The following is a 20,910-nucleotide window of genomic DNA, read 5'->3' as shown; positions in this document are numbered from 1 at the left end:
AACTGCACGGATGATCATCGAACGCCCATCCTCGGCCCGCGGCCATGTGCGCGCGGGCTGGCTCGAGAGCCGGCACACGTTCTCGTTCGGCCACTACTACGACCCGGCCTGGATGGGCTTCGGCCCGCTGCGGGTGATCAACGAAGACCGCGTCGCCCCCGGCGCGGGCTTCCCGCCACACCGCCACGCCAACATGGAAATCCTCAGCTACGTGCTGGAGGGCGGGCTGTCGCACCAGGACAGCAGCGGCGGCGGGGGCGTGATAAAGCCGGGCGAGCTGCAGTGGATGAGCGCCGGCCACGGCGTGGAGCACAGCGAGTTCAACGCGTCTCCGGACGCGCCGGTGCATTTCCTGCAGGTCTGGATCCAACCCGACCGGGTGAATGCCGCGCCGACCTATGCGCAACAGGCCTTCGACCCGGCCGACCGCCACGGCCGCTGGGCGGCACTGGCCTCGCGCGATGGCATGGAGGGCGGCCTGCCGATCCGCCAGGATGCGCGGGTGCTGGGCACGCTAGTGGCCCTTGATGAAGCCGTCGACTACGCGCTGGAACCGGGCCGCCTGTACTGGCTGCATGTAGCCAGCGGAGAGATAGAGGCCAATGGCCGCCCCCTTCTCGCCGGGGATGCCCTGGGCTTTTCCGACGAAGCGGGCCGCGTGCAACTGAGCGGCCGCGGGGCTGGCCGCGCCGACGTGCTGCTGTTCGACCTGCCGCGCTGAGTCTTTGCCAGCGGCCGGGCGCTGGCGTCCACTGGTAAACTGCAAGTCCGAGCCGCATCGTTTCCACCATCGCCATGACCGCAGCCAACGCCCATCCCACCCAGGCCAACGCCGAGCAGCGCTACGTCGTGCACCGCAGCGACCTGCCGCTGAGCTGCCCGCTGCCGTCGATGGCGCTGTGGAACTCGCACCCGCGCGTGTACCTGCCAGTCGAGGCGGAGCGCGAGTGCCAGTGCCCGTACTGCGGCGCGCACTACGTGCTGGAAGACTGAATCCGGATCGCACGCGGCAACGACGCGTGTCCGCGCGCCTGACCGTCGTGCAACTGCTGCCCGCGCTGGAGTCCGGCGGGGTGGAGCGCTCCACGCTGGAAATCGCGCAGGCGTTGGTCGCGGCCGGCCACCGCGCGATCGTCGTGTCCGCGGGCGGACGGCTAGTGCCGCGCCTGCTGGCCAGTGGCGCCGAACACGTGGCGCTGGATATCGGCCGCAAATCCCTGCTGACCCTGCGCCACGTGCGCACGCTGCGCGCATTGTTGCAGCGCGAAGGCGTGGACATCGTGCATGCACGCTCGCGCCTGCCGGCGTGGGTCGGGCGACTGGCATTGCGCGGTTTGCCAAGCGCTTCGCGACCGCATTGGGTCACCACGGTGCACGGCCTGAATTCGCCCTCTCGCTACAGCGCCGTGATGGCCAGCGGCGAGCGTGTGATCTGCGTGTCCGACACGGTGCGCGAGTACGTGCTGCGGCACTACCCCAATACCCCTCGCGACAACCTGCGGGTGATCCCGCGCGGCATTGACCCAGCGGCATTTGCACGCGTGGCGCCGGTGGACGCGCAGGCCCGCGCATGGGCAGCGACACAACACCCGGCCTTGGCCGGAGAGGCGCCGTTGCTGCTGCTGCCGGGGCGTGGCACGCGGCTCAAGGGCCACGGTGATGCCCTGGCCTTGCTGGCAGACATGAAGGCAGCCGGCTGCGGGACCCGCCTGTGGCTGCCCGGTGCGCGCGAAGCCGGTCGTGAGGCCTACATCGCCGAGCTGGAAGCCGAAGCCGCGCGCCTCGGCATCGCTGACCGCGTGGCCTTCACCCCGCCCACCGATGCCATCGCCCGCGCCTACGCGGCCAGTGCGCTGGTGCTGCAACTCTCGCGCAAGCCGGAGGCGTTTGGCCGCACCGTGGTCGAGGCGTTGGCAGTGGGCCGTCCCGTTCTGGGCTGGGGCCACGGTGGGGTTGGCGAACTGCTGCGCACGCTGCAGCCCGAGGGCGCGGTGCCGCCGTTCGAGCGCGACGCGTTGCAGGCCACCGCGCTCCGCCTGCTCACCCATCCGCCTTCGCCACCCGTTACGATGCCGCACACCTTGCTTGCGATGCAGGAGGCCACGCTTGCCGTCTACGCCGAACTTGTCCACTGACCCGGGCCCGATGCCGGCCGCCGGCGTTCGCCCGCAACCGGTGCAAGGGTGGCGCTGGGCCCCGGCATGGATCCTGGCGCACGTGGCGCTGTGGCCCGCCCCCGGTTATGCCGAGGCGGTGCTTGCGCTGGGCGCGCTGGTGGCGCTGGGCAAGCTGTTGTTGTCGCGCTTCCGGGGCGGCGACCAGTTGTTGAGCCACCAGGCGTGGGCGTTGACCAGCGTGCTGTTCTTCGCCTACTGGCTGCCGGAACTGGTGTCGGCGTTCGATGCCGTCGATCGGGCCCATGCTTTTAGCCAAGCCGTGGAAGACCTGCGCTACCTGCCGTTCCTGTGGCTCGCTGCGTCGGCCGTGGCCAACGAGCGCGGGCGGCGGGTGACCTTCGGTGGCCTGGCGGTGATCCTTGCCGTGTGGGTGGTGGATGCGCTGCTGCAGGCAGCGGTGGGTACCAGCCCCTTGTTCTTCGGCATCGACGCGATCAAGCACGCGATCAGCGGACATGGCATGTGCAGTGCCGCCGAGGTGGCAGCCCTGGACCGGCTCAGCGGCGTGCTCGGCCCGTGCAACCTCAAGCTGGGCGTGGTGGTGGCCAGCCTCTCCCCCTTCCTGCTGTATGCGGCCGCCAACCGATTCGGGACTCCGGGTTGGATGGCTTCGGCAGCGCTGGTGGGGCTGGTGGTGATGCTGGCGGGTGCGCGTGCCGCCTGGCTGACCTTCGCCTTGGTGCTGGTGTTCTCGGGCTGGCGGCTGCTGGGCTGGAAGAAACTGGCACTGACGTTGGCGTTCGGCGCGATGGCGCTGGTCGCACTCGGCGTCGGCTCACCTCTGGTGCGCGAACGGTTGGCGCGCACCGCGCATGCGTTGAATGCCGATGAGTCGGGGGTCGACATGGCCTTGTCGGGCCGGGCGCGGATCTGGTCCGCCGCCGCGTGCATGGCGCGCGAGCATCCCTTCAATGGTGTCGGCGCGCGCGGCTTCCGGGATGCATTTCCGGCCTGTGACGCCGAGCGCGGGAAGCCGGCGGCATGGGGAGAGGGCCCCGCGTTCCACGCCCACCAGATTGTGTTGGAAATCCTCAGCGAAACAGGGGGTTTTGGCCTGCTGATGTGGCTCGCCGGTGCGGCGATGGCGTGGCGAGCCTGGCGCTTCTCGCCAGCGGCCGCGCGCGAGCGGGCGCGCCCGGCGATGCTGGCCCTGGGCGTGACGGTGTTTCCGCTGAACACCCACCTGGCGTTCTATTCGACCTTCTGGGGTGGGTTCACGTTGCTTTTGGCGGCGCTTTACGCCGGCAGCCTGTTGGCCAAGTCGGCCGACGCCTCGGTCTCCGCCAGCGACAACTGACGCAACGCGGTCTCGACGACATTTTCGGCCGGGAGCGAGGCCAGTGGACTGGCGGTGAGGCAAATTGCGTCACGCGCCTCGACGCCGGTGCTGACGCGTGCCGGGTTGCGACTATCGAACAGGACCACGCAACGGGTACCCAGGCACGCCGCCAGGTGCGTGGGGCCGCTGTCGTTACCTATCACCAGGCAAGCGGCTTTGAGCACGCCGGCCAGCTCATGCAGGTTCAGGACCCTGTGCGGAGTCCTCAACACAGTTCCCGCAAACCCTTCGCCCAGATCGGGTTCATCGATGCCCGGAACGGTGACCACGCACAGTCCCTGCTGGTCCAGCAGCTGCGAGCACCGGGCGTAATGCGGCCAGCGCTTGTGCGGGTTCCGCGCCGACGAGCCGGGTAGCAACACGACGAAGGGGGCGCGGACACCCGCTTCGCGCAGGAGCGGCGCGACGTCGTCGGCAATCCAGCCCGGCGACGGATGCTCGCAATGTCTGACGGGAACGCCGGCCTCTTTCAGTTGCGTGGCATGGCGGCTCGTGACGGCCCCTGCCTTGGGAGTATCGGGTGGCTCCTGGGACCATCGGGCGCCCGGCGGCGAGAGCCAGCGTCGGTAGAACCGCGTGCGCCGTGAGTTCTGCAGGTCATAGACGTGGGCGAAGGAGCCCGTGGCCAGTCGTTCGCGCAGGGCAAGCATGCGATCCAGGCGCCAGCGCGGTGCGTTATCGTCCGCGATCACCGTGTCGACCCACGGGCAGCGTTGCATCAGCGCGGCAAACCCGCGGCGGGTCAACAGCGTGATGTTCGCGTCGGGGTGCCGTGCGCGGATGTCTCGCAGCGCGCCGTCGGCGAACACGATGTCGCCCAGCGCCCCGAGCTTGATCACCAGTACGTTGCCGCGGTCATCCATGGGTTGCATCTCATTCGTAGAGTGATGTGCCATCCGGCTGGCGTTTGAAGCGGCGGTGGATCCACAGGTACTGCTCGGGTGCGCGCCGCGCCATCGCTTCGATCGCCGCCATCACCCGCGCGGTGTCGGCGGTGGCATCGTTTGACGGGAAACCCTCGAACACCGGGGACAGGCGCAGGGTGTAGCCGCCATCGGCGCGGCGTTCATGGCCGTAGGCGATCACCGCGGCGCCGGACAGGCGCGCGAGTTGGTGGGTCGAAGTGAGGCTGTGGGCGGGACGACCGAAGAACGGCACGTACACGGCGTCGCCGCGGCTGGGGTCCTGGTCGGGCGCGTACCACAGCAGCCCGCCCTGCTTGAGGTGCTTCACGACCGGTCGCAGTTCGGATTTGGTGAACATCGCCGCGGCGTAGCGCAGGCGACCGCGCTTCACGGCCCACTCCATCGCCGGTTCGGCATGCGGCCGGTACATGCCCGCGAGCGGCACGAAGTCGCACATCAGCCGGCCGCATACCTCCAGCGTGGTGAAGTGGCCGGATACGACGATCACCCCTCGGCCCGCGGCATGCGCCTGCTGGATGTGTTCCAGGCCTTCCACCACCAGACCGCGGCGCAACGGCGCCACCGACCCCCACCAGGCGCGCGCAAATTCGAATACGCCGATGCCCAGGGCGCCGAAGTGACGGCGCAGCAGCACATCGCGCGCGCCTTGGTCGAGTTCGGGGAAACACAGGGCAATGTTGCGCTCGGCGATGCGCCGTCGCGCGGGCAGGGCCAGGCGCAGCACGTGGCCCATCGCACGGCCCATGGCACGCTGCACCGGCCACGGGATGCGCGCCAGCGCGGCCAGCGTGCCAATGCCCAGCCAGGTCGGCCAGTGGCGGGGCGCAAGGGGCGGCGAGGGCATCGCGGACGGTGTGGACATCCGCCGATTCTACCGTCGCGTCGACGGTGATGCCGGCGTCGCACCACGGCGGGGCCGGCTTCGTTATCCTTTCGCGATGCGGACAGACCCCATCGAGCGCCTGCTGCGCGGCCTGTATTCGGCCGCGCTTTACGTGTTGGTGCCGATTACCCTCTATCACCTGGTGTGGCGCGGCTTCCGCCAACCGGCGTACTTCCATCGCTGGCCGGAGCGCTATGCCCGGTACCGCGGTGCGACCCCCTTCGCGCGCACACTGTGGGTGCATGCCGTGTCGGTGGGCGAGGTCAACGCCGCGGTGCCGCTGGTGAACGCGCTGCGCCGGGTGCGTCCGGACCTGCGCCTGCTGGTCACCACCATCACCCCCACCGGGTCCGAACGGGTGCTGGCGCTATGGGGTGACGACGTCGAGCACGTCTACCTGCCCTACGACCTTCCGGGTGCGGTGGGCCGCTTCCTCCGGCATTACCGCCCGTGCGCGGCGCTGATCATGGAAACCGAGCTGTGGCCGAACCTGCTGTTCGGCTGTCGCGACCACGGCGTGCCCACGTTCATCCTCAACGCCCGCCTGTCGGCGCGCTCGCTGAAGGGCTATCGCGCGCTGGCGCCGCTGGTGGGGCGCGCACTTCGCACTGTGTCGAAGGTGGCCGCGCAGTCGGCGGCGGACGCGATCCGGTTCGTGCGGCTGGGTGCGCGGAGCGAGCAGGTGGCCGAAGTGGGCAACCTCAAGTTCGACGTGGCGATCCCCGACACACTCGACGCATTCTCGCGCGAATGCCGCGCGTCCGCCGGCGTTCGGCCGGCGTGGATCGCTGCCAGCACGCATCCCGACGAGGAAGCGGCCGTGCTGGCGATCCATCGACAACTTCGGGCGCAGCATCCGGACCTGCTGCTGCTGTGGGCGCCGCGGCATCCGGAGCGGTTCCGCATTGTGGTCGAGAGTGCGCGGGCACTGGGTTGGACGGTATCGACGCGCTCGCGCTCCCGCTGCCCAGGCGCAAGCGATGACGTGTTCGTGATCGACACGCTCGGCGAGCTGCTGCATTTCTACGCTTGCGCCGATGTGGCCTTCGTGGGCGGCAGCCTGCAGGCCATTGGCGGGCACAACCTGCTGGAGCCCGCGGCGGCGGGCGTGGCAATCGTCACCGGGCCGCACCTGCACAACTTCGTCGAGATCTCGCGCCGCTTGGACGAGGTCGGCGCGCTGCGCGTGGGTCAGGATGCCGATGCGGTTGGCGCGGCGCTTTCTGACCTACTTGCCGATACCGCTGAACGCGACCGCATGACCGAGGCGGGACGTCGCCTCGTGGAGCGTGGACGAGGCGCGCTGGCGCAGACGCTGATCCTGCTGCAACCGGCGTTGCCGCCCCCACCAGCGGGCTGAAACGCGAACGGCCCGCACCAGGCGGGCCGTTCGGCGGGCGGGATCGGCCTCGCGGCGCCGACGGTCAGGGCGCCACGGGCGCCTGAACCTCCACCGTCAGCAGGCGGTTGACGTCCTGCAGGTCCTCGGCGTCGAGCGTGCCCGCCGCCTGCTCGAGGGTCAGGCGGCTCTGCAGGAAGTTGTACTTGGCCTGCGCGAAGGCAAGCTGTGCATTGAACAGGTTGCGCTGGTTGTTGAGCACGTCCAGCACGGTGCGGGTGCCCACTTCCAGGCCGACCTGCGAGGCGTCATACGCGCTCTGCGCCGAGACCAGCGCGAGCCGGCGCGCTTCGACTTCGCTGATGCCGGCAATCACCGTCTGGTACGCGTTGCGCGTGCTGCGTTCCAGCGCGCGCTTCTGCTGCTCCAGGCCATCCTGGGCGGCGTCGCGCTCGGCCAGCGCCTGGCGCACGCGTGACTGGGTGGCGCCGCCGGAGAAGATCGGCACCGACAGGGTCAGGCCGACGGACGGACCGCGGCTTTCATTGTCGATCGGGTTGGTGGAAGAGAACTGGTTGCCCCCGAAGGTGCCGCTGAAGGTGTTCTCACCCCAGCTCTTGCTGTCGTTGTAGCCGGCGCCGGCGTACAGCGTCGGAAGATGGCCGGCACGCGCGGTGTCCACGCTGGCATTGGCGGCATCCACGCGGGCCTGGGTGGCGGCAAGTGCCGGGTTGTTCTCCCGCGCCGCCTGCACCCAGCCTTCGAGGTCGCGGCCTTCCGGCGCGCTCGGCTGGAAGTCGTCGGGCAGGGCCTTCAGCGTGCGGATCGGCTGGCCGGTGATTTCCGACAGCGCCTGGTAGGCATCCTCGACCGCGTTGCGGGCGAGGATGGTGTTGGCGCGCGCGCTGTCGAACTGGGCGCGGGCCTCGTGCACGTCGGTGATCGGCGCCAGGCCGACTTCCAGGCGCTTGGAGGCGTAGTCGAACTGCTTCTTCAGTGCGGTTTCCGCGGCCTCGGCCGCCGCCAGCGTTTCCAACTGCACCAGCACGTTGAAATAGGCGGCGGAGGTGCGGGTGATTAGCGAGTGGCCCTCGGCCGCCAGGGTGAAATCACCCGCGCGGCTCAGCGCCCGCTGGCCCTTGAGCGTGGTGAAACGCGAGTGGTCATAGACCATCTGGTCCAGGTTCACGCCAATCCGGCGCGAGGTGGTCTCCGTCTCGCTGTCGCCGGTGAAGCGGATCTGCGAGCCGGTGTCCGGGTCGAACTGGGTCTGGCTCGCCGGTCCCTCGCTGCGCGACCGCTGCAGCGTGGCGCTGCCATTGATCTGCGGCAGCATCGCCGCCCGCGCCTGCACCGCGCCTTCCCGGGTGGCCAGGCGGTTGGATTCGGCGGCGGCGAACTGCGGGTCGCCGGCCCGTGCCAGCTCGTAGGTCTGCATCAGGTCTTCCGCCGAAGCGGTGGCCGGCAGCAGGGTGGCGGTGCCGACGGCGGCAGCCAGGGCGAGTACGAGCGGGCGACGGATCATGCGGGGGTCCTTTTAGAACTCGAAGGCCGGCGCGGGCGCGGCGCCGGCAAGGTAGGGGAGGTCCGTCTCGAACAACGATTGGATGCGCGGACCGTTGACGTCGTTGTGGAACAACACGGCTTCCATGGCCGGCGAGCGGCCACGCACGATGAACATGCGACCGCCCGGCTCCAGCCAGTGGATGAACTTCTGCGGGATGGCATCGACCGCGCCGGTGACGCAGATCGCCTTGAACTTGCGTGGCGTGTCCCACGCCATCGCGTCGGCGTTGACCACCTGCACGTTGTTCAGGCCCTGCGCCTTGAGTGCGGCTTCCGCGGCGGCGGCCTGCGTTGCGTTGCGCTCGACGCTGACCACGTCGCGGGCGAGGCGGCCCAGGCATGCGGTGAGATAGCCGTTGCCGGTGCCGATCTCGAGCACGTCCTCGCTGCCGTCCAGCGCCAGCGCCTGCAGCACGCGGCCGACGATCACCGGCTTCAGCGCGAATTGGCCTTCGCCCAGCGGCAGCGGCACATCGGTGTACGCCAGCGCGCGCTGCGCCGCCGGCATGAAGTCCTCGCGCGGCAGCGTGCCGAGCACCTCGAGCACCCGCGCATCGAGCACGTCCCAGGGCCGAACCTGCTGTTCGACCATCAGTTCACGGGCGTGGGCGTAATCGATCGTCATGGTGCTGTCTCGCGGGGGTGGAACCGCGAATTGTACCGGGCGGTGGACGGGGTGTCGGCAAGCAGGGCCGGGGTGAACAGGATCGCCGGAGGGGCGCCGGTGGACTGAGTGCCGGAAGTCACCGGGACTGTCGGCACCAAGCCGGGAGCGCGGCACAAATGCGCCCGGGCCGCCCCGTCCGCCATCAGTCGCCTGAAGCATCCACGCGGGGCGCGTAGGCGCGCAGGAACATCTCGACCGAAGCCTGCAGGTGGCCCTCCACGTCCGGCGTGGCGCTGCAGCAGCCAAACACCAGTTGGTTGTACGGTTCGCCCTTGAGCAGGGTAAAGAACTGGGCCGCGGCCACGTTGGTATCGGGAATGTCCAGTTCGCCGCTGGCCACGCGCCGCTCAAGCAGGGCCGCGAACTCACCCTGGACCCGCATCGGCCCGCCCTCCCAGAACACCCGCGGGAGCGCGGTAGCGCTCATCTGCGGGCTGCACAGGAAGCGGTGGCCGGCAATGGCCTCGGGGCTGCTGACCATGGCGTAGAAGGCGCGGGCAATGGCAAGCAGGCGCTCGCGCACCGGCGTGCCGGGCTCGGCGGTGAACAGTGACGACGGCACCTGCTGCTCGCAATAGCTGCGGGCGACGGCCACGAACAGCGTCTCCTTGTCGCCGAAGTGGCTGTACACGGTCAGCTTGGACACGCCGGCCGCGGTTGCGATCTGGTCCATGCTGACGCCATCGAAACCCTGTTCGATGAAGAGGCGGGTGGCTGCGCCAAGGATGGCGGCACGCTTTCCCAGGTCCTTGGGGCGGCCCGGTCCCGACGGTTTGGCGGAGGTGGCGGCACTGCGTTCGGCGGACATGGAGGAATACTAGACTAACGAGTTCGATATTTATACAGTACCGCCAAGTTCATTAATTAAGCCTGAGGCCCCCATGCGCAGCCGCCACCCCCACGGCGCTCTCCTCCAAACCGTGGCCCCGGCCCTGGCCGCCGCGCTCTTGCTGGCGGCCTGCGGCAAGGACGCGGCGCCCGAAGAGGCCCCCCGCCCGGTACTGGTCGCGCATCCCACCGAAAGCGCACACGCGGTGGCGGCCTTTGCGGGGGAAGTGCGCGCCCGCGAGGAGAGCCCGCTGTCGTTCCGCGTCGGCGGCAACCTTGTCGAACGACACGTGGACGTGGGTGACCATGTGCGTGGTGGCCAACTATTGGCCGTGCTCGACGCGGGGGACCTGCAGGCGCAGGCGCGCGCGGCGCAGGCGCAACTCACCGCTGCGCAGGCCGAGTTGGGTCGGGCGCGCGCCGACCAGGCCCGGCTGGCGCAGTTGGCGGGGCAGCAGCTGGTCAGCCGCTCGGCGCTGGATGCGGCCAATGCCGCCGCGACGGCCGCGCAGGGGCAGGTCAACGCCGCGCGCGCCAACCTCGACGTGGCGCGCAACCAGGCCGGCTACACCCGGCTGCGCGCACCCCGCGATGGCGTGATCGCCGCGCGCAGCGCCGAGGCCGGGCAGGTGGTTGCCGCCGGGCAGGCCGTGTTCTCCCTTGCCGCCGACGGGGTGCGCGAGGTGGCCTTCGCCGTGCCCGAGGGCGCGGTGGCCGAGGTGAAGCCAGGCCTGCCGGTGCAGGTGGAGGTGTGGTCCAAACCGGGTGAGCGTTGGCCGGGCAAGGTACGCGAGATCGCTCCAGCGGCCGATCCGGCCTCGCGCACCTACGCCGCGCGGGTGACCGTGGCCGCGCCCGAGGGGGCGTTGGAACTCGGCCAGAGCGCGCGCGTGTACCTGCCCCGGCACGGCAACGGCGCGTTGAGCGTGCCGCTGTCGGCGCTGCAGCGCAGCGGCCAAGGCGCGGCGGTGCTGGTCGTGGATGCCAAGACCTCCACGCTGACATTGCGTCCGGTGCAGCTGGGGCCGTATGGCGACGATCGCGCGCCGGTGCGCGGCGGCCTGGTGGCGGGTGACTGGGTAGTCACGGCGGGCGGCCATCTGTTGCGCGCCGGGCAGAAGGTGGTCCCGGTGGACCGCGACAACCGTCCGGTGCTGACGCCGGCCGCCGCCCCGACCGCGCGCTGAGGCTGCCATGCGTTTCAATCTGTCCGAATGGGCGCTGCGCCACCGCAGCCTGGTCGTGTACCTGATGCTGGTGATGGCCATTGCCGGCACGCTTTCCTATCTCAAGCTGGGCCGCAGCGAGGACCCGGCCTTCACCTTCAAGGTGATGGTGGTGCGCACGCTGTGGCCGGGTGCCACCGCCGAGGAGGTCTCGCAGCAGGTCACCGAACGCATCGAGAAGAAGCTGATGGAAACCGGGCAGTACGAGTTCATCCGCTCGTACTCGCGGCCCGGCGAGTCGCAGGTGATCTTCATGGCGCGCGACTCGATGCGCAGCAAGGAGATCGGTCCACTGTGGTACCAGGTGCGCAAGAAGGTCGGCGACCTCAAGCCGCTGCTGCCGGCAGATACGGTGGGGCCCTTCTTCAACGATGAGTTTGGCGACACCTTTGGCAACATCTACGCGCTGACCGGCAAGGGCTTCGACTACGCGGTGATGAAGGACTACGCCGACCGCGTGCAGCTGGCGCTGCAGCGCGTGCCGGACGTGGGCAAGATCGACCTGTTCGGCGTGCAGGACGAGAAGGTGTGGATCGAGCTGTCCAACACCAAGCTGTCGACGCTCGGGGTGCCGGTCAGCGCAGTCAAGGACGCCTTGGACCAGCAGAACGCGATGGTGCCCGCAGGCTTCTTCGAAACCGGAAGCTCGCGCGTGGCGCTGCGCGTGGGTGGCAAGTTCAGCTCGGTGGACGAGATCCGCGCGTTCCCGGTGCGGGTCGGCGACCGCACGTTCCGCCTCGGCGACGTGGCGGAGGTGCGTCGTGGATTCTCCGATCCGCCGGCGCCGCGCATGCGCTTCATGGGCGAGGACGCCATCGGCATCGGCGTGTCGATGAAGGAGGGCGGCGACATCCTCGAACTGGGCAAGACGCTGGAAACCGAGTTCGCGGCGCTGCAGAAGACGCTGCCGGCGGGCATGGAGCTGCGCAAGGTCGCCGACCAGCCCGCGGCGGTGACGGAATCGGTCGGCGAATTCGTGAAGGTGCTGAGCGAGGCGGTGGCCATCGTGCTGCTGGTGAGCTTCTTCTCGCTGGGGCTGCGCACGGGCCTGGTGGTGGCGCTGTCGATCCCCCTGGTGCTGGCGATGACCTTCGCGGTCATGGACCTGTTCGGTGTCAGCCTGCACAAGATCTCGCTCGGTGCGCTGGTGCTGGCGCTGGGCCTGCTGGTCGACGACGCGATCATTGCCGTGGAGATGATGGCGATCAAGATGGAGCAGGGCTTCAGCCGGCTGAAGGCGGCCGCCTTCGCGTGGGAAAGCACGGCGTTCCCGATGCTGACCGGCACCCTGATCACCGCCGCGGGCTTCCTGCCGATCGCCACGGCGCAGTCGAGCACGGGCGAGTACACGCGTTCACTGTTCGAGGTGGTGACCATCGCCCTGCTGGTGTCGTGGGTCGCGGCGGTGATGTTCATCCCATACCTGGGCGACAAGCTGCTGCCGGACTTCCAGAAGGCCGGGCAGCCGCCGGCGCCGGGCACGCTGGCTGGCTGGTGGCATCGCAAGCGCATGGCGTGGGCGGACCGCCACCCCGCGTTCCATGACCTGATCGCGCCCAAGCCAGCGCATGACGGGCACGCCCATGACCCCTACGCGAGCCGCTTCTACCAGCGCTTCCGCGGCTGGGTGCTGTGGTGCGTGCGCTACCGCAAGACGGTGCTGGCAGTGACCGCGGGCGCGTTCGTGTTGTCGGTGTTGATGTTCCGGTTCGTGCCGCAGCAGTTCTTCCCCGATTCGGTCCGGCCGGAGCTGATGGTGGACATGGAGCTGGCCGAAGGCAGTTCGCTGAAGGCGACCACGGCGCAGGCCGAGCGGCTGGAGGCAATCCTGAAGTCGCGCAAGGACCTGACCAACTACGTGGCCTACGTGGGCACCGGGTCGCCGCGCTTCTACCTGCCGCTGGACCAGCAGCTACCGGCAGCCAACTTCGCCCAGTTCGTGCTGATGCCCGAGAGCGTGGAGGCACGCGAAGCCGTTCGCAACTGGCTGATCAAGGACGTGATTCCACAGTTCCCCGAATTGCAGCTGCGCGTCACGCGGCTGGAGAACGGACCGCCGGTCGGATACCCGGTGCAGTTCCGCGTGTCGGGTGAGCACATCGAGCGCGTACGTGCGATCGCGTACCAGGTGCGGGAGAAGCTGCGCGAGAACCCGCACGTGGCCAACGTGAACCTGGACTGGGACGAGCCGAGCAAGGTGGTGCGCCTGCAGGTCGACCAGGAGCGCGCACGCGCGTTGGGCATCAGCTCGGCGGGGCTGTCGCAGTTCCTCTCGAGTTCGCTGTCGGGCTCGCATGTGAGCACCTACCGCGAAGCCGATGAGCTCGTCGAGATGCTGCTGCGCGGGCCGGAGGAAGAGCGCCTGAGCCTGTCGATGCTGGGTAGCCTGGCAGTGCCCACGGCCAGCGGGCGCAGCGTGCCATTGAGCCAGATCGCCACGCTGGAGTACGGCTTCGAGGAGGGCATCATCTGGCACCGCGACCGCGAGCCGACGATGACCGTGCGCGCTGACATCTACGATGGCACGCAGCCGGCGACGGTGGCGGCGCAGATCTCGCCTGCGCTGGATCCGATCCGCGCGACGCTGCCCTACGGCTATTCCATCAAGGTCGGTGGCACGGTGGAGGATTCTGCGCGCGGGCAGAACTCGATCAATGCCGGCATGCCGCTGTTCCTGTTCGTGGTGTTCACCCTGCTGATGCTGCAGTTGCGCAGCTTCTCGCGCAGCGTGATGGTGCTGCTGACCGCACCGTTGGGGCTGATCGGCGTGACCCTGTTCCTGCTGGTGTTCCGCGTGCCGTTCGGCTTCGTGGCGATGCTGGGCACGATCGCGCTGGCGGGCATGATCATGCGCAACTCGGTGATCCTGGTTGACCAGATCGAACACGACCGCGCCGACGGGGCCGAGCCTTGGCAGGCGATCGTGGAAGCGACGGTGCGCCGGTTCCGCCCGATCGTGCTGACCGCGCTGGCGGCCATCCTGGCGATGATCCCGCTGTCGCGCAGCGCGTTCTTCGGGCCGATGGCGGTGGCGATCATGGGTGGCCTGCTGGTGGCCACGGCGCTGACGCTGTTGTTCCTGCCGGCGCTGTATGCGGCGTGGTTCCGGGTGAAGGTGCCGGAGCGCGCCTAACGCGGGCGATACGTGTGGCGCGGACGCCGCAATGAGGAAGGCGCCCAAGTGGGCGCCTTCATTCCTTGGGGTTCAGTCCTTGCTGCCCCATGGCGCAGGCGGCGCGGCAATGGGCCGGGTCAGGTCGAATTCCACGCGGAACAGGCGGCCGGGACGCGCCAGTTCGTAGACGAAGCTGCGGCCGGGGCGGATCTCCATCGCCCAGGTGTTGGTGTTGGACACGGTGCGCCCCTCGCGGGTGAACAGCGCCTGCGACTCGGCGTCGACCGGGAACTCCTGCCGCTCGGCAGTGCCGGCGCTGGCGGTGTCGCCACCGTACATCGTGGTGGCGTCCGGGGTGCCATCGGCGTGGCGGTGGTCGTGCTTCAGGCGCAGGCCAGTGGCGGTGCGGGTGAGCACCCAAGTGCGCGAGCGGTCGTCGCCGACATGGAAGGGAATGCGGATCACGCCGGCATCGCACTCGCGGACGTGCATCACCAGCGGCTTGCCGACGAAGGGATCATTGCCTGTGGGTGCCGGCGTGTCGACGACGATGCGGCCGGCGAATGCCTTCCCGCATAGCGGAGTGAGGTTGTCGAGGAAGGCGTCGGCTGGCGTCCGGGTCGACGCCGGCACCGACGCGACGCTCGTTGTTTGCGGGGACAGCGCGGTGGCGCAGCCGGCGGTGATGGCCAGCGCAAGCGACAGCGGGAGGGCAAAGTGGCACGGGGAAGTCTTCATCGCGCCACCGTAGCCGCTGGTGCAGGTGCCACGCAAATCAAGCGCACGAAGCCAGAGGCCCCCACCGGTTTCAGGACACCAGCCCTGTCGGCCCCACCCCTGCACCACGAGCAGGCCCTCAGTCGCGCAACTCGACCACGTGGCATTCGATCTGCAGTTGGCGGATGACCGCGGCGGCAGCCGCATCGGTGCCGATGGCGGGGCGGCCGCCGGCGAGGTCGCCGGTGAACTGGCCATCGTCCAGCGCGCGCGAGACGGCCAGCTCCACGCACGTGGCCTCGTCCTCCAGTCCCAGCGAGTGGCGCAGCAGCATCGCAACGCTGAGGATGGTCGCGTACGGGTTGGCGATGCCGCGACCGGCGATGTCCGGCGCAGAGCCGTGGATGGGTTCGTAAAGGCCGACACGGCCTTCGCCCAGTGAGGCCGACGGCAGCAGCCCCAGCGAGCCGGCCAGCATCGAGGCCTCGTCGGTGAGGATGTCGCCGAACATGTTCTCGGTCACGATGACGTCGTACTCGCGCGGCTTGGCCAGCAGGTGCATCGCCATGGAATCGACCAACTGGTGCTCGAGGGTGATGTCCGGAAACTCGTCGCGGGCGATGCGCGTGGCGGTTTCGCGCCACAACCGCGAGGTTTCCAGCACGTTGGCCTTATCCACCGAGGTCACGTGGCTGCGGCGGTGGCGCGCCAGCTCGCAGGCGCGGCGCACCACGCGCTCGATCTCGGCGACGGCGTAGGTGCACAGGTCGCTGGCCGTGTCGCCGCTGCGGGTCTTGTCGCCGAAGTAGATGCCGCCGGTGAGCTCGCGCACGACCAGCAGGTCGACGCCGTTGAGCAGATGCGGCTTGATCGGCGAGGCCCCCAGCGCAGCCGGGTGCGGTTTGACCGGACGCAGGTTGGCGTACAGGCCCAGCGCCTTGCGGATGGCCAGCAGCCCCTGCTCGGGGCGCACCTTGGCCTGCGGGTCCGACCACTTGGGTCCACCGACGGCGCCGAGCAGCACGGCGTCAGCCTTGCGGCAGGCGCCCAGTGTCGCGGACGGCAAGGGTTCGCCGGTGGCGTCGATGGCCGCGCCGCCAATCAGGTGCTCGTGGGTGGTGAAGCGGTGGCCGTAGCGTTCACCGACGGCGCGCAGCACGCGCACGGCCGCCCGGGTCACCTCGGGGCCGATGCCATCACCGGGCAGGACGACGATCTCAGCTTGCATGTTGCACCTCCAATGAATCTTCGAAGCGGCTGATCGCCGGCGCCTGCTTGAGCAGGTAACCCAACTGGTCCACGCCTTCGATCAGGCAGGTCTGGGCGAAGGCGTCCAGCGGAAAGCGGAACGTGCGGAAATCCGGCAGCACCACTTCGCGGCGGGCCACGTCGATGTGCAGTTCCAGCCCCGGATTGGCGAGCAGTTCGTCGACCACCTTCTCCTCGAGCACCACGGGCAGCAGGCCGTTCTTCAGCGCGTTGCTGCGGAAGATGTCGGCGATCTCGGCGCTGATCACCGCGCGCAGGCCCAGGTCGGTGAGTGCCCACGGCGCGTGTTCGCGCGAGGACCCGCAGCCGAAATTGCGGCCGGCGACGAGGATCGCCGCACCATCGTTGGCCGGATCGTTGAATGGGAACTGCGGGTTGGGCGTGCCGTCGGGCAGCGTGCGCCAGTCGCTGAAGGCATGCTGGCCCAGGCCCTGGCGCTCGGTGGTGGTGAGGAAGCGGGCGGGGATGATCTGGTCGGTATCGATGTTGCGCTCGCGCAATACCAAGGTGCGCGAGTGCAGCTGGGTGAAGGCGCTCATGGGCAGCGGTCCTCGGCGTTAATGGGGGCGGGCGAGCGCTCAGGCCACATGGCGTTCGGCCTCGTGGCGGGCGAAGGTGCGCGGGTCGGTGATCTCTCCGGTGACGGCGCACACGGCGGCGGTCAGCGGCGAGGCCAGCACGGTGCGCGCGCCCTTGCCCTGGCGCCCCTCGAAATTGCGGTTGCTGGTGGACACGGCCAGCTGGCCGGCGCCTACCAGGTCGCCATTCATGGCAATGCACATGGAGCAGCCCGGCTCGCGCCATTCGGCGCCGGCGGCGCGGACGATGGCGTCGATGCCCTCGGCTTCGGCGTCGCGTTTGACCTGCCCGGAGCCCGGCACCACCAGCATGCGCACGCGTGGATGCACCTTGTGCCCGCGCAGCACCGATGCGGCCACGCGCAGATCGCTCAGTCGCGAGTTGGTGCAGCTGCCGATGAACACCACGTCCACCGGCTGCCCCGCCACCGCTGCGCCCGCGTCGAAGCCCATGTAGGCGAGCGCCTTGGCCTCGTCGCCGCCGTTGGCGGCAGGCAGTGGAGTCTCGATCGCGGTGACCTGGCCCGGGTGCGTGCCCCAGGTGACCGTCGGCGCGATGTCGCGCGCGTTGATGAACACCTCGCGTTCGAAGCGCGCGCCGGGATCGGTGTGCAGGGTCCGCCACCGGCCCACAGCGGCTTCGAATGCATCGCCCTTCGGCGCTCGCGGCGTGCGGCGCAGGTAGTCGAAGGTGACCTCGTCGGGGGCGATCAGGCCGGCACGCGCACCGGCCTCGATCGACATGTTGCACACGGTCATGCGTTCGTCCATCGACAGGGCGCGGATGGCCGAACCGCGGTACTCGATGACGCAGCCGGTGCCACCGTTGACGCCGATCACGCCGATCACGTGCAGGATCAGGTCCTTGGCCGTGACGCCGGGTGCCAACTCGCCTTCGACGGTGATGGAGAGGGTTCTCGGCCTGCGCTGCAGCAGGCACTGGGTGGCCAGCACGTGGCCGACCTCGCTGGTGCCGATGCCGAATGCCAGCGCGCCGAACGCGCCGTGGGTGGCGGTGTGGCTGTCACCGCAGACGATGGTCATGCCCGGCTGGGTCAGGCCCAGCTCCGGGCCGACGACATGGACGATGCCACGGCATTCGCTGTCCAGGTCGAACAGTTCGATGTCGTGGCGGGCGCAGTTGCGCGCCAGGGTGTCGACCTGCGCTTCGGCCTGCGCGCTGTAGTACGGCAGCGTGCCGTCCGCGCGGCGCGGCAGGGTCGGGGTCGAGTGGTCCATCGTGGCCTTGGTGCGGTCCGGCCGGCGCACCGGCAGGCCGCGGGACTCAAGTTCGGTGAAGGCCTGCGGCGAGGTCACCTCGTGGATCAGATGCAGGTCGATGTACAGCACCGCGGGCGCGGCATCGCTTTCGGGCTCGACCAGATGGGCGTCCCACAGCTTCTCGAACAGGGTCTTGGGGGTGGTGTCGGTCATGGGGGCGGGCGTCGGCAGGAAGGAGTTGAGCGAGGTCATGCGTTGGCCACCTCGGGCAGCCGGTGCTTGGCCGGGTCGTGGCGCTGGCTGCGGTACACACGGTTGGCGATGTCCAGCCATGCCAGCGCGCTGGCTTCGACGATGTCGGTGCTGGTGCCGGAGCCGATGTACTCGGTGCCGCCGTGGCGCGCGGTGACGCGGGCCTGACCCTGGGCGTCGTCGCCGGTGGTGACGCTGGAGACCTGGTAGTGGTCGACCTCCAGTTGCAGCCCGGTGGCGCGCGACAGCGCGGCGAACAGCGCATGCACCGGTCCGTCCCCGACGGCCGCTTCGCTCAGCGCCTGGCCATCGGGATCGACCACCTGCACGCTGGCGGTGGGCAGCGAGTCGCCGGTCGCGCCGGTGCTGACGTGCAGGCGTGCCAGTCGGTAGCCCCGCGCGGGCGTGCCGTCGCTGCCCAGCGCCAGCGCTTCCAGGTCGGCATCGAATACTTCGCGCTTCTTCTCCGCCAGCGCCTTGAACGCGCCGAACACCACATTCAAGCGCGCTTCGTCCAACTCGAATCCCAGCGTCTGCAGCCGGTCCTTGAGCGCCGCGCGGCCGCTGTGCCGCCCCAGCACCATCTGCGACTGCGACCAGCCCACGGTCTCCGGGTGCATGATCTCGTAGGTGCCGCGGTGCTTGAGCATGCCGTGCTGGTGGATGCCCGATTCGTGGGCGAAGGCGTTCTGGCCGACGATGGCCTTGTTGCGTTGCACCGCCATGCCGGTGATGTGCGACAGCAGGCGCGAGGTGGGCACCAGCCGGCGGGTGTCGATGCCGGTGCGGGCGTTGTAGTAGCCCCGGCGCACGTTCAGCGCCATCACCAGCTCTTCCAGCGCGCAATTGCCGGCGCGCTCGCCGATGCCGTTGATGGTGCATTCCACCTGTCGTGCGCCGCCTTCGATCGCTGCCAGGCTGTTGGCCACCGCCAGGCCCAAGTCGTTGTGACAGTGCGTGCTGAACACCGCGCGCTCGGCGTCGCGCACGTTGGCGCGCAGGTGCTCGAACAGGGCGCGGATCTCGGCGGGGGTGGTGTAGCCAACGGTGTCGGGGATGTTGATGGTGCGAGCGCCGGCGGCGATCGCCGCGCTGCTGATCTCCACCAGGAAGTCATGCTCGGTGCGCAGCGCGTCCTCGGCCGAGAACTCCACGTCATCCACGTAACGGCGGGCACGCTCCACGCCGAGGATCGCGCGCTCCAGCACCTGCTCGCGGCTCAGGCCCAGCTTGTGTTCGCGGTGCAGCGGGCTGGTGGAGATGAAGACGTGGATGCGCGGCTTGTGCGCGTGCTCCAGTGCGCGGGCGCAGGCATCGATGTCGCCGTCGTGGCAGCGGGCAAGGGTGGCGATGGAGGCGTTGCGCACCTCGCGGGCGATGGCCTGAACGCCTTCCAGGTCGGCGCTGGAGCTGGCCGGGAAGCCCGCCTCGATCACGTCCACGCCCAGCTCATCCAGCGCGCGGGCGAAGCGCAGCTTCTGCGGTGCGGTCATGCTGCAGCCCGGCGACTGCTCGCCGTCACGCAGGCTGGTGTCGAAGATGGTTACGCGGTCGTCGGCGTGCATACAGGGTGTCCGGGCGGTGGGGATCGGCGGTCGTGGCGAGCGGACTGCGGAAGCGGACGGAGTTGGAGTGCAAGCGCGTGCATGGCGGTTTCCTCAGGCGGAGGCCTGTGTGGTGAAAGGGGACGGAGAGACGGCCGGCTCTTTCAAGCGGGCAGCGGGCTCGGAATTGGTCTGGGAACGACGGGCGGCCAGCGCCACGATGGCGGGCTCCAGGAGGTTGGCGCTGCGCACACGCTGGCGCGGCTTGCGTGGCGCGCGCGGGCGCACGTCCGACAGCAACTGCGCCAGCACCGCCGCGTCGATGTTGCCGCCGGATACCACGGCGCACTTGCGCTTGCTGGCCACGCGACGACCGGCAGCCAGCGCCAGCGCACCGGCGCCTTCGGCGATGACGTGTTCCTCCAGCGCCAAGCGCACCAGCGTTTCGCGTAGCTCGGCCTCGCGCACCACGATGATGTCGTCGAGCAACTCGTGCAGCACGCGCTGGGTCAGCTGGCCAGGCTCCTTGACCTTGACGCCATCGGCCAGCGTGGCCGCCGATTCGCGCACGCTGTGGTCACCGCGCAGTGCGCGGGCCATGGAATCCACGCCTTCCACCTGCGCGCCGATGATGCGCACGCCTTGCGACTTCAGCGCCAGTGCGACCCCGGCGGCCAGACCGCCACCGCCGATGGGCACCAGCACGGTGTCGGGCGCAAGCGCGGCCATCTCCAGGCCGACGGTGCCCTGACCGGCGATCACGTCCGGATCGTCGAAGGCGGACAGCAGGCGATAGTCGTTCTGCTGCGCCAGTGCCAGTGCGAAGGCCTTGGCCTCGTCGTAGTTGTCGCCGTGCAGGCGAACGGTGGCACCCCAATGGGCGACACCGGCGATCTTGGTCTGCGGCGCGGTCCGCGGCATCACCGCGATCACCGGATGGCGCAGGCGGTAGCCGGCCCAGGCCAGGCCCTGCGCGTGGTTGCCGGCGGACGCCGCAACGATGGGGCGATGGTCGCCGCGTTCGCGCGCCGCGAGCAGCGCATTCATTGCGCCGCGCACCTTGTACGATCCGGTGCGCTGCAGGTTTTCCAGTTTCAGCCAGCAGCCGAAGCGCTCGGCGAAATGCAGCGGTGTAGCAGCAAGGTGCGGGCGCAGCCGCGCCTGCGCGGCCAGCACGTCGGAGGCGGTGACGCCGGCGTCCGAGCGCCGGGCATCGGCGACGCGGGCCCCGCTCACAGCATCGGCCACTGCCAGCGGTGGTTC

At 69.5% G+C, this 20,910-nt stretch carries 17 protein-coding genes and 1 pseudogene; 7 read left to right on the top strand and 11 right to left on the bottom strand.

The genetic code is table 11. The annotated features are described in order from the left end of the window. Window positions 1-10 precede the first annotated feature (10 nt). The 4 genes from AC3ARF_RS12680 to AC3ARF_RS12665 all read left to right on the top strand — a co-directional run bounded on the left by AC3ARF_RS12680 (window position 11) and on the right by AC3ARF_RS12665 (window position 3,474). A complete protein-coding gene (locus AC3ARF_RS12680) occupies window positions 11-721 on the top strand; it encodes a pirin family protein (protein ID WP_498928450.1) in 711 nt (236 codons plus the stop codon). Window positions 722-795: 74 nt separating this feature from the next. Then, a complete protein-coding gene (locus AC3ARF_RS12675; protein WP_498928448.1) occupies window positions 796-993 on the top strand; it encodes a zinc-finger domain-containing protein in 198 nt (65 codons plus the stop codon). A gap of 26 nt (window positions 994-1,019) precedes the next feature. Continuing rightward, the gene (locus AC3ARF_RS12670; RefSeq protein WP_498928446.1) at window positions 1,020-2,135 is read left to right on the top strand and encodes a glycosyltransferase; all 1,116 of its coding nucleotides are present in this window, start codon (window positions 1,020-1,022) and stop codon (window positions 2,133-2,135) included. Window positions 2,136-2,145: 10 nt separating this feature from the next. Next, the gene (locus AC3ARF_RS12665) at window positions 2,146-3,474 is read left to right on the top strand and encodes an O-antigen ligase family protein (RefSeq protein ID WP_498931879.1); all 1,329 of its coding nucleotides are present in this window, start codon (window positions 2,146-2,148) and stop codon (window positions 3,472-3,474) included. On the opposite strand, the gene AC3ARF_RS12660 is transcribed toward AC3ARF_RS12665, so the two are convergent. Then, a complete protein-coding gene (locus AC3ARF_RS12660; RefSeq protein WP_498928444.1) occupies window positions 3,414-4,379 on the bottom strand; it encodes a glycosyltransferase family 9 protein in 966 nt (321 codons plus the stop codon). The two genes, AC3ARF_RS12665 and AC3ARF_RS12660, sit on opposite strands and share 61 nt — an antisense overlap. Before the next feature lie 10 nt (window positions 4,380-4,389). Next, window positions 4,390-5,304 (bottom strand): LpxL/LpxP family Kdo(2)-lipid IV(A) lauroyl/palmitoleoyl acyltransferase, encoded by a 915-nt coding sequence (gene lpxL / locus AC3ARF_RS12655; protein ID WP_498928442.1) that lies wholly within the window; start codon window positions 5,302-5,304, stop codon window positions 4,390-4,392. A 76-nt stretch (window positions 5,305-5,380) separates the two neighbouring features. Between lpxL and waaA the strand changes: the two genes are divergently transcribed. Further along, on the top strand, window positions 5,381-6,685 hold the full coding sequence (gene waaA, locus AC3ARF_RS12650) for a lipid IV(A) 3-deoxy-D-manno-octulosonic acid transferase (protein WP_498928440.1): 1,305 nt from the start codon (window positions 5,381-5,383) through the stop codon (window positions 6,683-6,685). Between the two features lie 64 nt (window positions 6,686-6,749). Here the strand turns inward: waaA and AC3ARF_RS12645 are convergent, their stop codons facing one another. From AC3ARF_RS12645 to AC3ARF_RS12635, 3 genes are all read right to left on the bottom strand, one after another. Beyond that, window positions 6,750-8,189 carry a TolC family outer membrane protein gene (locus AC3ARF_RS12645; RefSeq protein WP_498928438.1) on the bottom strand — a complete coding sequence of 480 codons (1,440 nt, stop codon included), beginning with the start codon at window positions 8,187-8,189 and terminating at the stop codon, window positions 6,750-6,752. Window positions 8,190-8,201: 12 nt separating this feature from the next. Further along, a complete protein-coding gene (locus AC3ARF_RS12640; RefSeq protein ID WP_498928436.1) occupies window positions 8,202-8,855 on the bottom strand; it encodes a protein-L-isoaspartate O-methyltransferase family protein in 654 nt (217 codons plus the stop codon). Between the two features lie 184 nt (window positions 8,856-9,039). Beyond that, window positions 9,040-9,705, bottom strand: coding sequence for a TetR/AcrR family transcriptional regulator (locus AC3ARF_RS12635; protein WP_498928434.1), 666 nt, complete (start codon window positions 9,703-9,705; stop codon window positions 9,040-9,042). 73 nt (window positions 9,706-9,778) lie between these two features. Between AC3ARF_RS12635 and AC3ARF_RS12630 the strand changes: the two genes are divergently transcribed. Together AC3ARF_RS12630 and AC3ARF_RS12625 are read left to right on the top strand one after the other, a co-directional pair. Continuing rightward, window positions 9,779-10,912, top strand: coding sequence for an efflux RND transporter periplasmic adaptor subunit (locus tag AC3ARF_RS12630; RefSeq protein ID WP_498928432.1), 1,134 nt, complete (start codon window positions 9,779-9,781; stop codon window positions 10,910-10,912). 7 nt (window positions 10,913-10,919) lie between these two features. Beyond that, complete coding sequence (locus AC3ARF_RS12625) at window positions 10,920-14,084, top strand: efflux RND transporter permease subunit (RefSeq protein WP_498928430.1); 3,165 nt, start codon at window positions 10,920-10,922, stop codon at window positions 14,082-14,084. 72 nt (window positions 14,085-14,156) lie between these two features. Here the strand turns inward: AC3ARF_RS12625 and AC3ARF_RS12620 are convergent, their stop codons facing one another. From AC3ARF_RS12620 to AC3ARF_RS12595, 6 genes and pseudogenes are all read right to left on the bottom strand, one after another. Then, on the bottom strand, window positions 14,157-14,804 hold the full coding sequence (locus AC3ARF_RS12620; RefSeq protein WP_498928429.1) for a hypothetical protein: 648 nt from the start codon (window positions 14,802-14,804) through the stop codon (window positions 14,157-14,159). Between the two features lie 118 nt (window positions 14,805-14,922). Continuing rightward, window positions 14,923-16,011, bottom strand: coding sequence for a 3-isopropylmalate dehydrogenase (gene leuB / locus AC3ARF_RS12615; RefSeq protein WP_498928427.1), 1,089 nt, complete (start codon window positions 16,009-16,011; stop codon window positions 14,923-14,925). After that, window positions 16,001-16,591, bottom strand: a complete 591-nt coding sequence (gene leuD / locus AC3ARF_RS12610; protein ID WP_498928425.1) for a 3-isopropylmalate dehydratase small subunit — start codon at window positions 16,589-16,591, stop codon at window positions 16,001-16,003. The genes leuB and leuD overlap by 11 nt, the downstream gene beginning before the upstream one ends. A gap of 39 nt (window positions 16,592-16,630) precedes the next feature. Continuing rightward, window positions 16,631-18,103 carry a 3-isopropylmalate dehydratase large subunit gene (gene leuC, locus AC3ARF_RS12605; protein WP_498928423.1) on the bottom strand — a complete coding sequence of 491 codons (1,473 nt, stop codon included), beginning with the start codon at window positions 18,101-18,103 and terminating at the stop codon, window positions 16,631-16,633. Further along, entirely contained in the window at window positions 18,100-19,668 is a 1,569-nt protein-coding gene (locus tag AC3ARF_RS12600) for a 2-isopropylmalate synthase (protein ID WP_498928422.1), read from the bottom strand. The genes leuC and AC3ARF_RS12600 overlap by 4 nt, the downstream gene beginning before the upstream one ends. A gap of 209 nt (window positions 19,669-19,877) precedes the next feature. After that, window positions 19,878-20,883 (bottom strand): annotated as a pseudogene (locus tag AC3ARF_RS12595) (threonine dehydratase); the annotation flags it as partial. Between the last annotated feature and the right edge of the window lie 27 nt (window positions 20,884-20,910).

The sequence above is a fragment of the Lysobacter sp. KACC 24251 genome (assembly GCF_057747755.1).
Note: the sequence above shows the minus strand (reverse complement) of the source record. Positions and strands in the feature narration are given on the sequence as shown.

What these genes read in the sequence shown, in the direction of transcription:
- AC3ARF_RS12680 (WP_498928450.1), top strand. Translation starts at nt 11, where the DNA reads ATGATCATCGAACGCCCATCCTCGGCCCGCGGCCATGTGCGCGCGGGC.
- AC3ARF_RS12675 (WP_498928448.1), top strand. Translation starts at nt 796, where the DNA reads ATGACCGCAGCCAACGCCCATCCCACCCAGGCCAACGCCGAGCAGCGC.
- AC3ARF_RS12665 (WP_498931879.1), top strand. Translation starts at nt 2,146, where the DNA reads ATGCCGGCCGCCGGCGTTCGCCCGCAACCGGTGCAAGGGTGGCGCTGG.
- AC3ARF_RS12660 (WP_498928444.1), bottom strand. Translation starts at nt 4,379, where the DNA reads ATGGATGACCGCGGCAACGTACTGGTGATCAAGCTCGGGGCGCTGGGC.
- lpxL (WP_498928442.1), bottom strand. Translation starts at nt 5,304, where the DNA reads ATGTCCACACCGTCCGCGATGCCCTCGCCGCCCCTTGCGCCCCGCCAC.
- waaA (WP_498928440.1), top strand. Translation starts at nt 5,381, where the DNA reads ATGCGGACAGACCCCATCGAGCGCCTGCTGCGCGGCCTGTATTCGGCC.
- AC3ARF_RS12645 (WP_498928438.1), bottom strand. Translation starts at nt 8,189, where the DNA reads ATGATCCGTCGCCCGCTCGTACTCGCCCTGGCTGCCGCCGTCGGCACC.
- AC3ARF_RS12640 (WP_498928436.1), bottom strand. Translation starts at nt 8,855, where the DNA reads ATGACGATCGATTACGCCCACGCCCGTGAACTGATGGTCGAACAGCAG.
- AC3ARF_RS12635 (WP_498928434.1), bottom strand. Translation starts at nt 9,705, where the DNA reads ATGTCCGCCGAACGCAGTGCCGCCACCTCCGCCAAACCGTCGGGACCG.
- AC3ARF_RS12630 (WP_498928432.1), top strand. Translation starts at nt 9,779, where the DNA reads ATGCGCAGCCGCCACCCCCACGGCGCTCTCCTCCAAACCGTGGCCCCG.
- AC3ARF_RS12625 (WP_498928430.1), top strand. Translation starts at nt 10,920, where the DNA reads ATGCGTTTCAATCTGTCCGAATGGGCGCTGCGCCACCGCAGCCTGGTC.
- AC3ARF_RS12620 (WP_498928429.1), bottom strand. Translation starts at nt 14,804, where the DNA reads ATGAAGACTTCCCCGTGCCACTTTGCCCTCCCGCTGTCGCTTGCGCTG.
- leuB (WP_498928427.1), bottom strand. Translation starts at nt 16,011, where the DNA reads ATGCAAGCTGAGATCGTCGTCCTGCCCGGTGATGGCATCGGCCCCGAG.
- leuD (WP_498928425.1), bottom strand. Translation starts at nt 16,591, where the DNA reads ATGAGCGCCTTCACCCAGCTGCACTCGCGCACCTTGGTATTGCGCGAG.
- leuC (WP_498928423.1), bottom strand. Translation starts at nt 18,103, where the DNA reads ATGACCTCGCTCAACTCCTTCCTGCCGACGCCCGCCCCCATGACCGAC.
- AC3ARF_RS12600 (WP_498928422.1), bottom strand. Translation starts at nt 19,668, where the DNA reads ATGCACGCCGACGACCGCGTAACCATCTTCGACACCAGCCTGCGTGAC.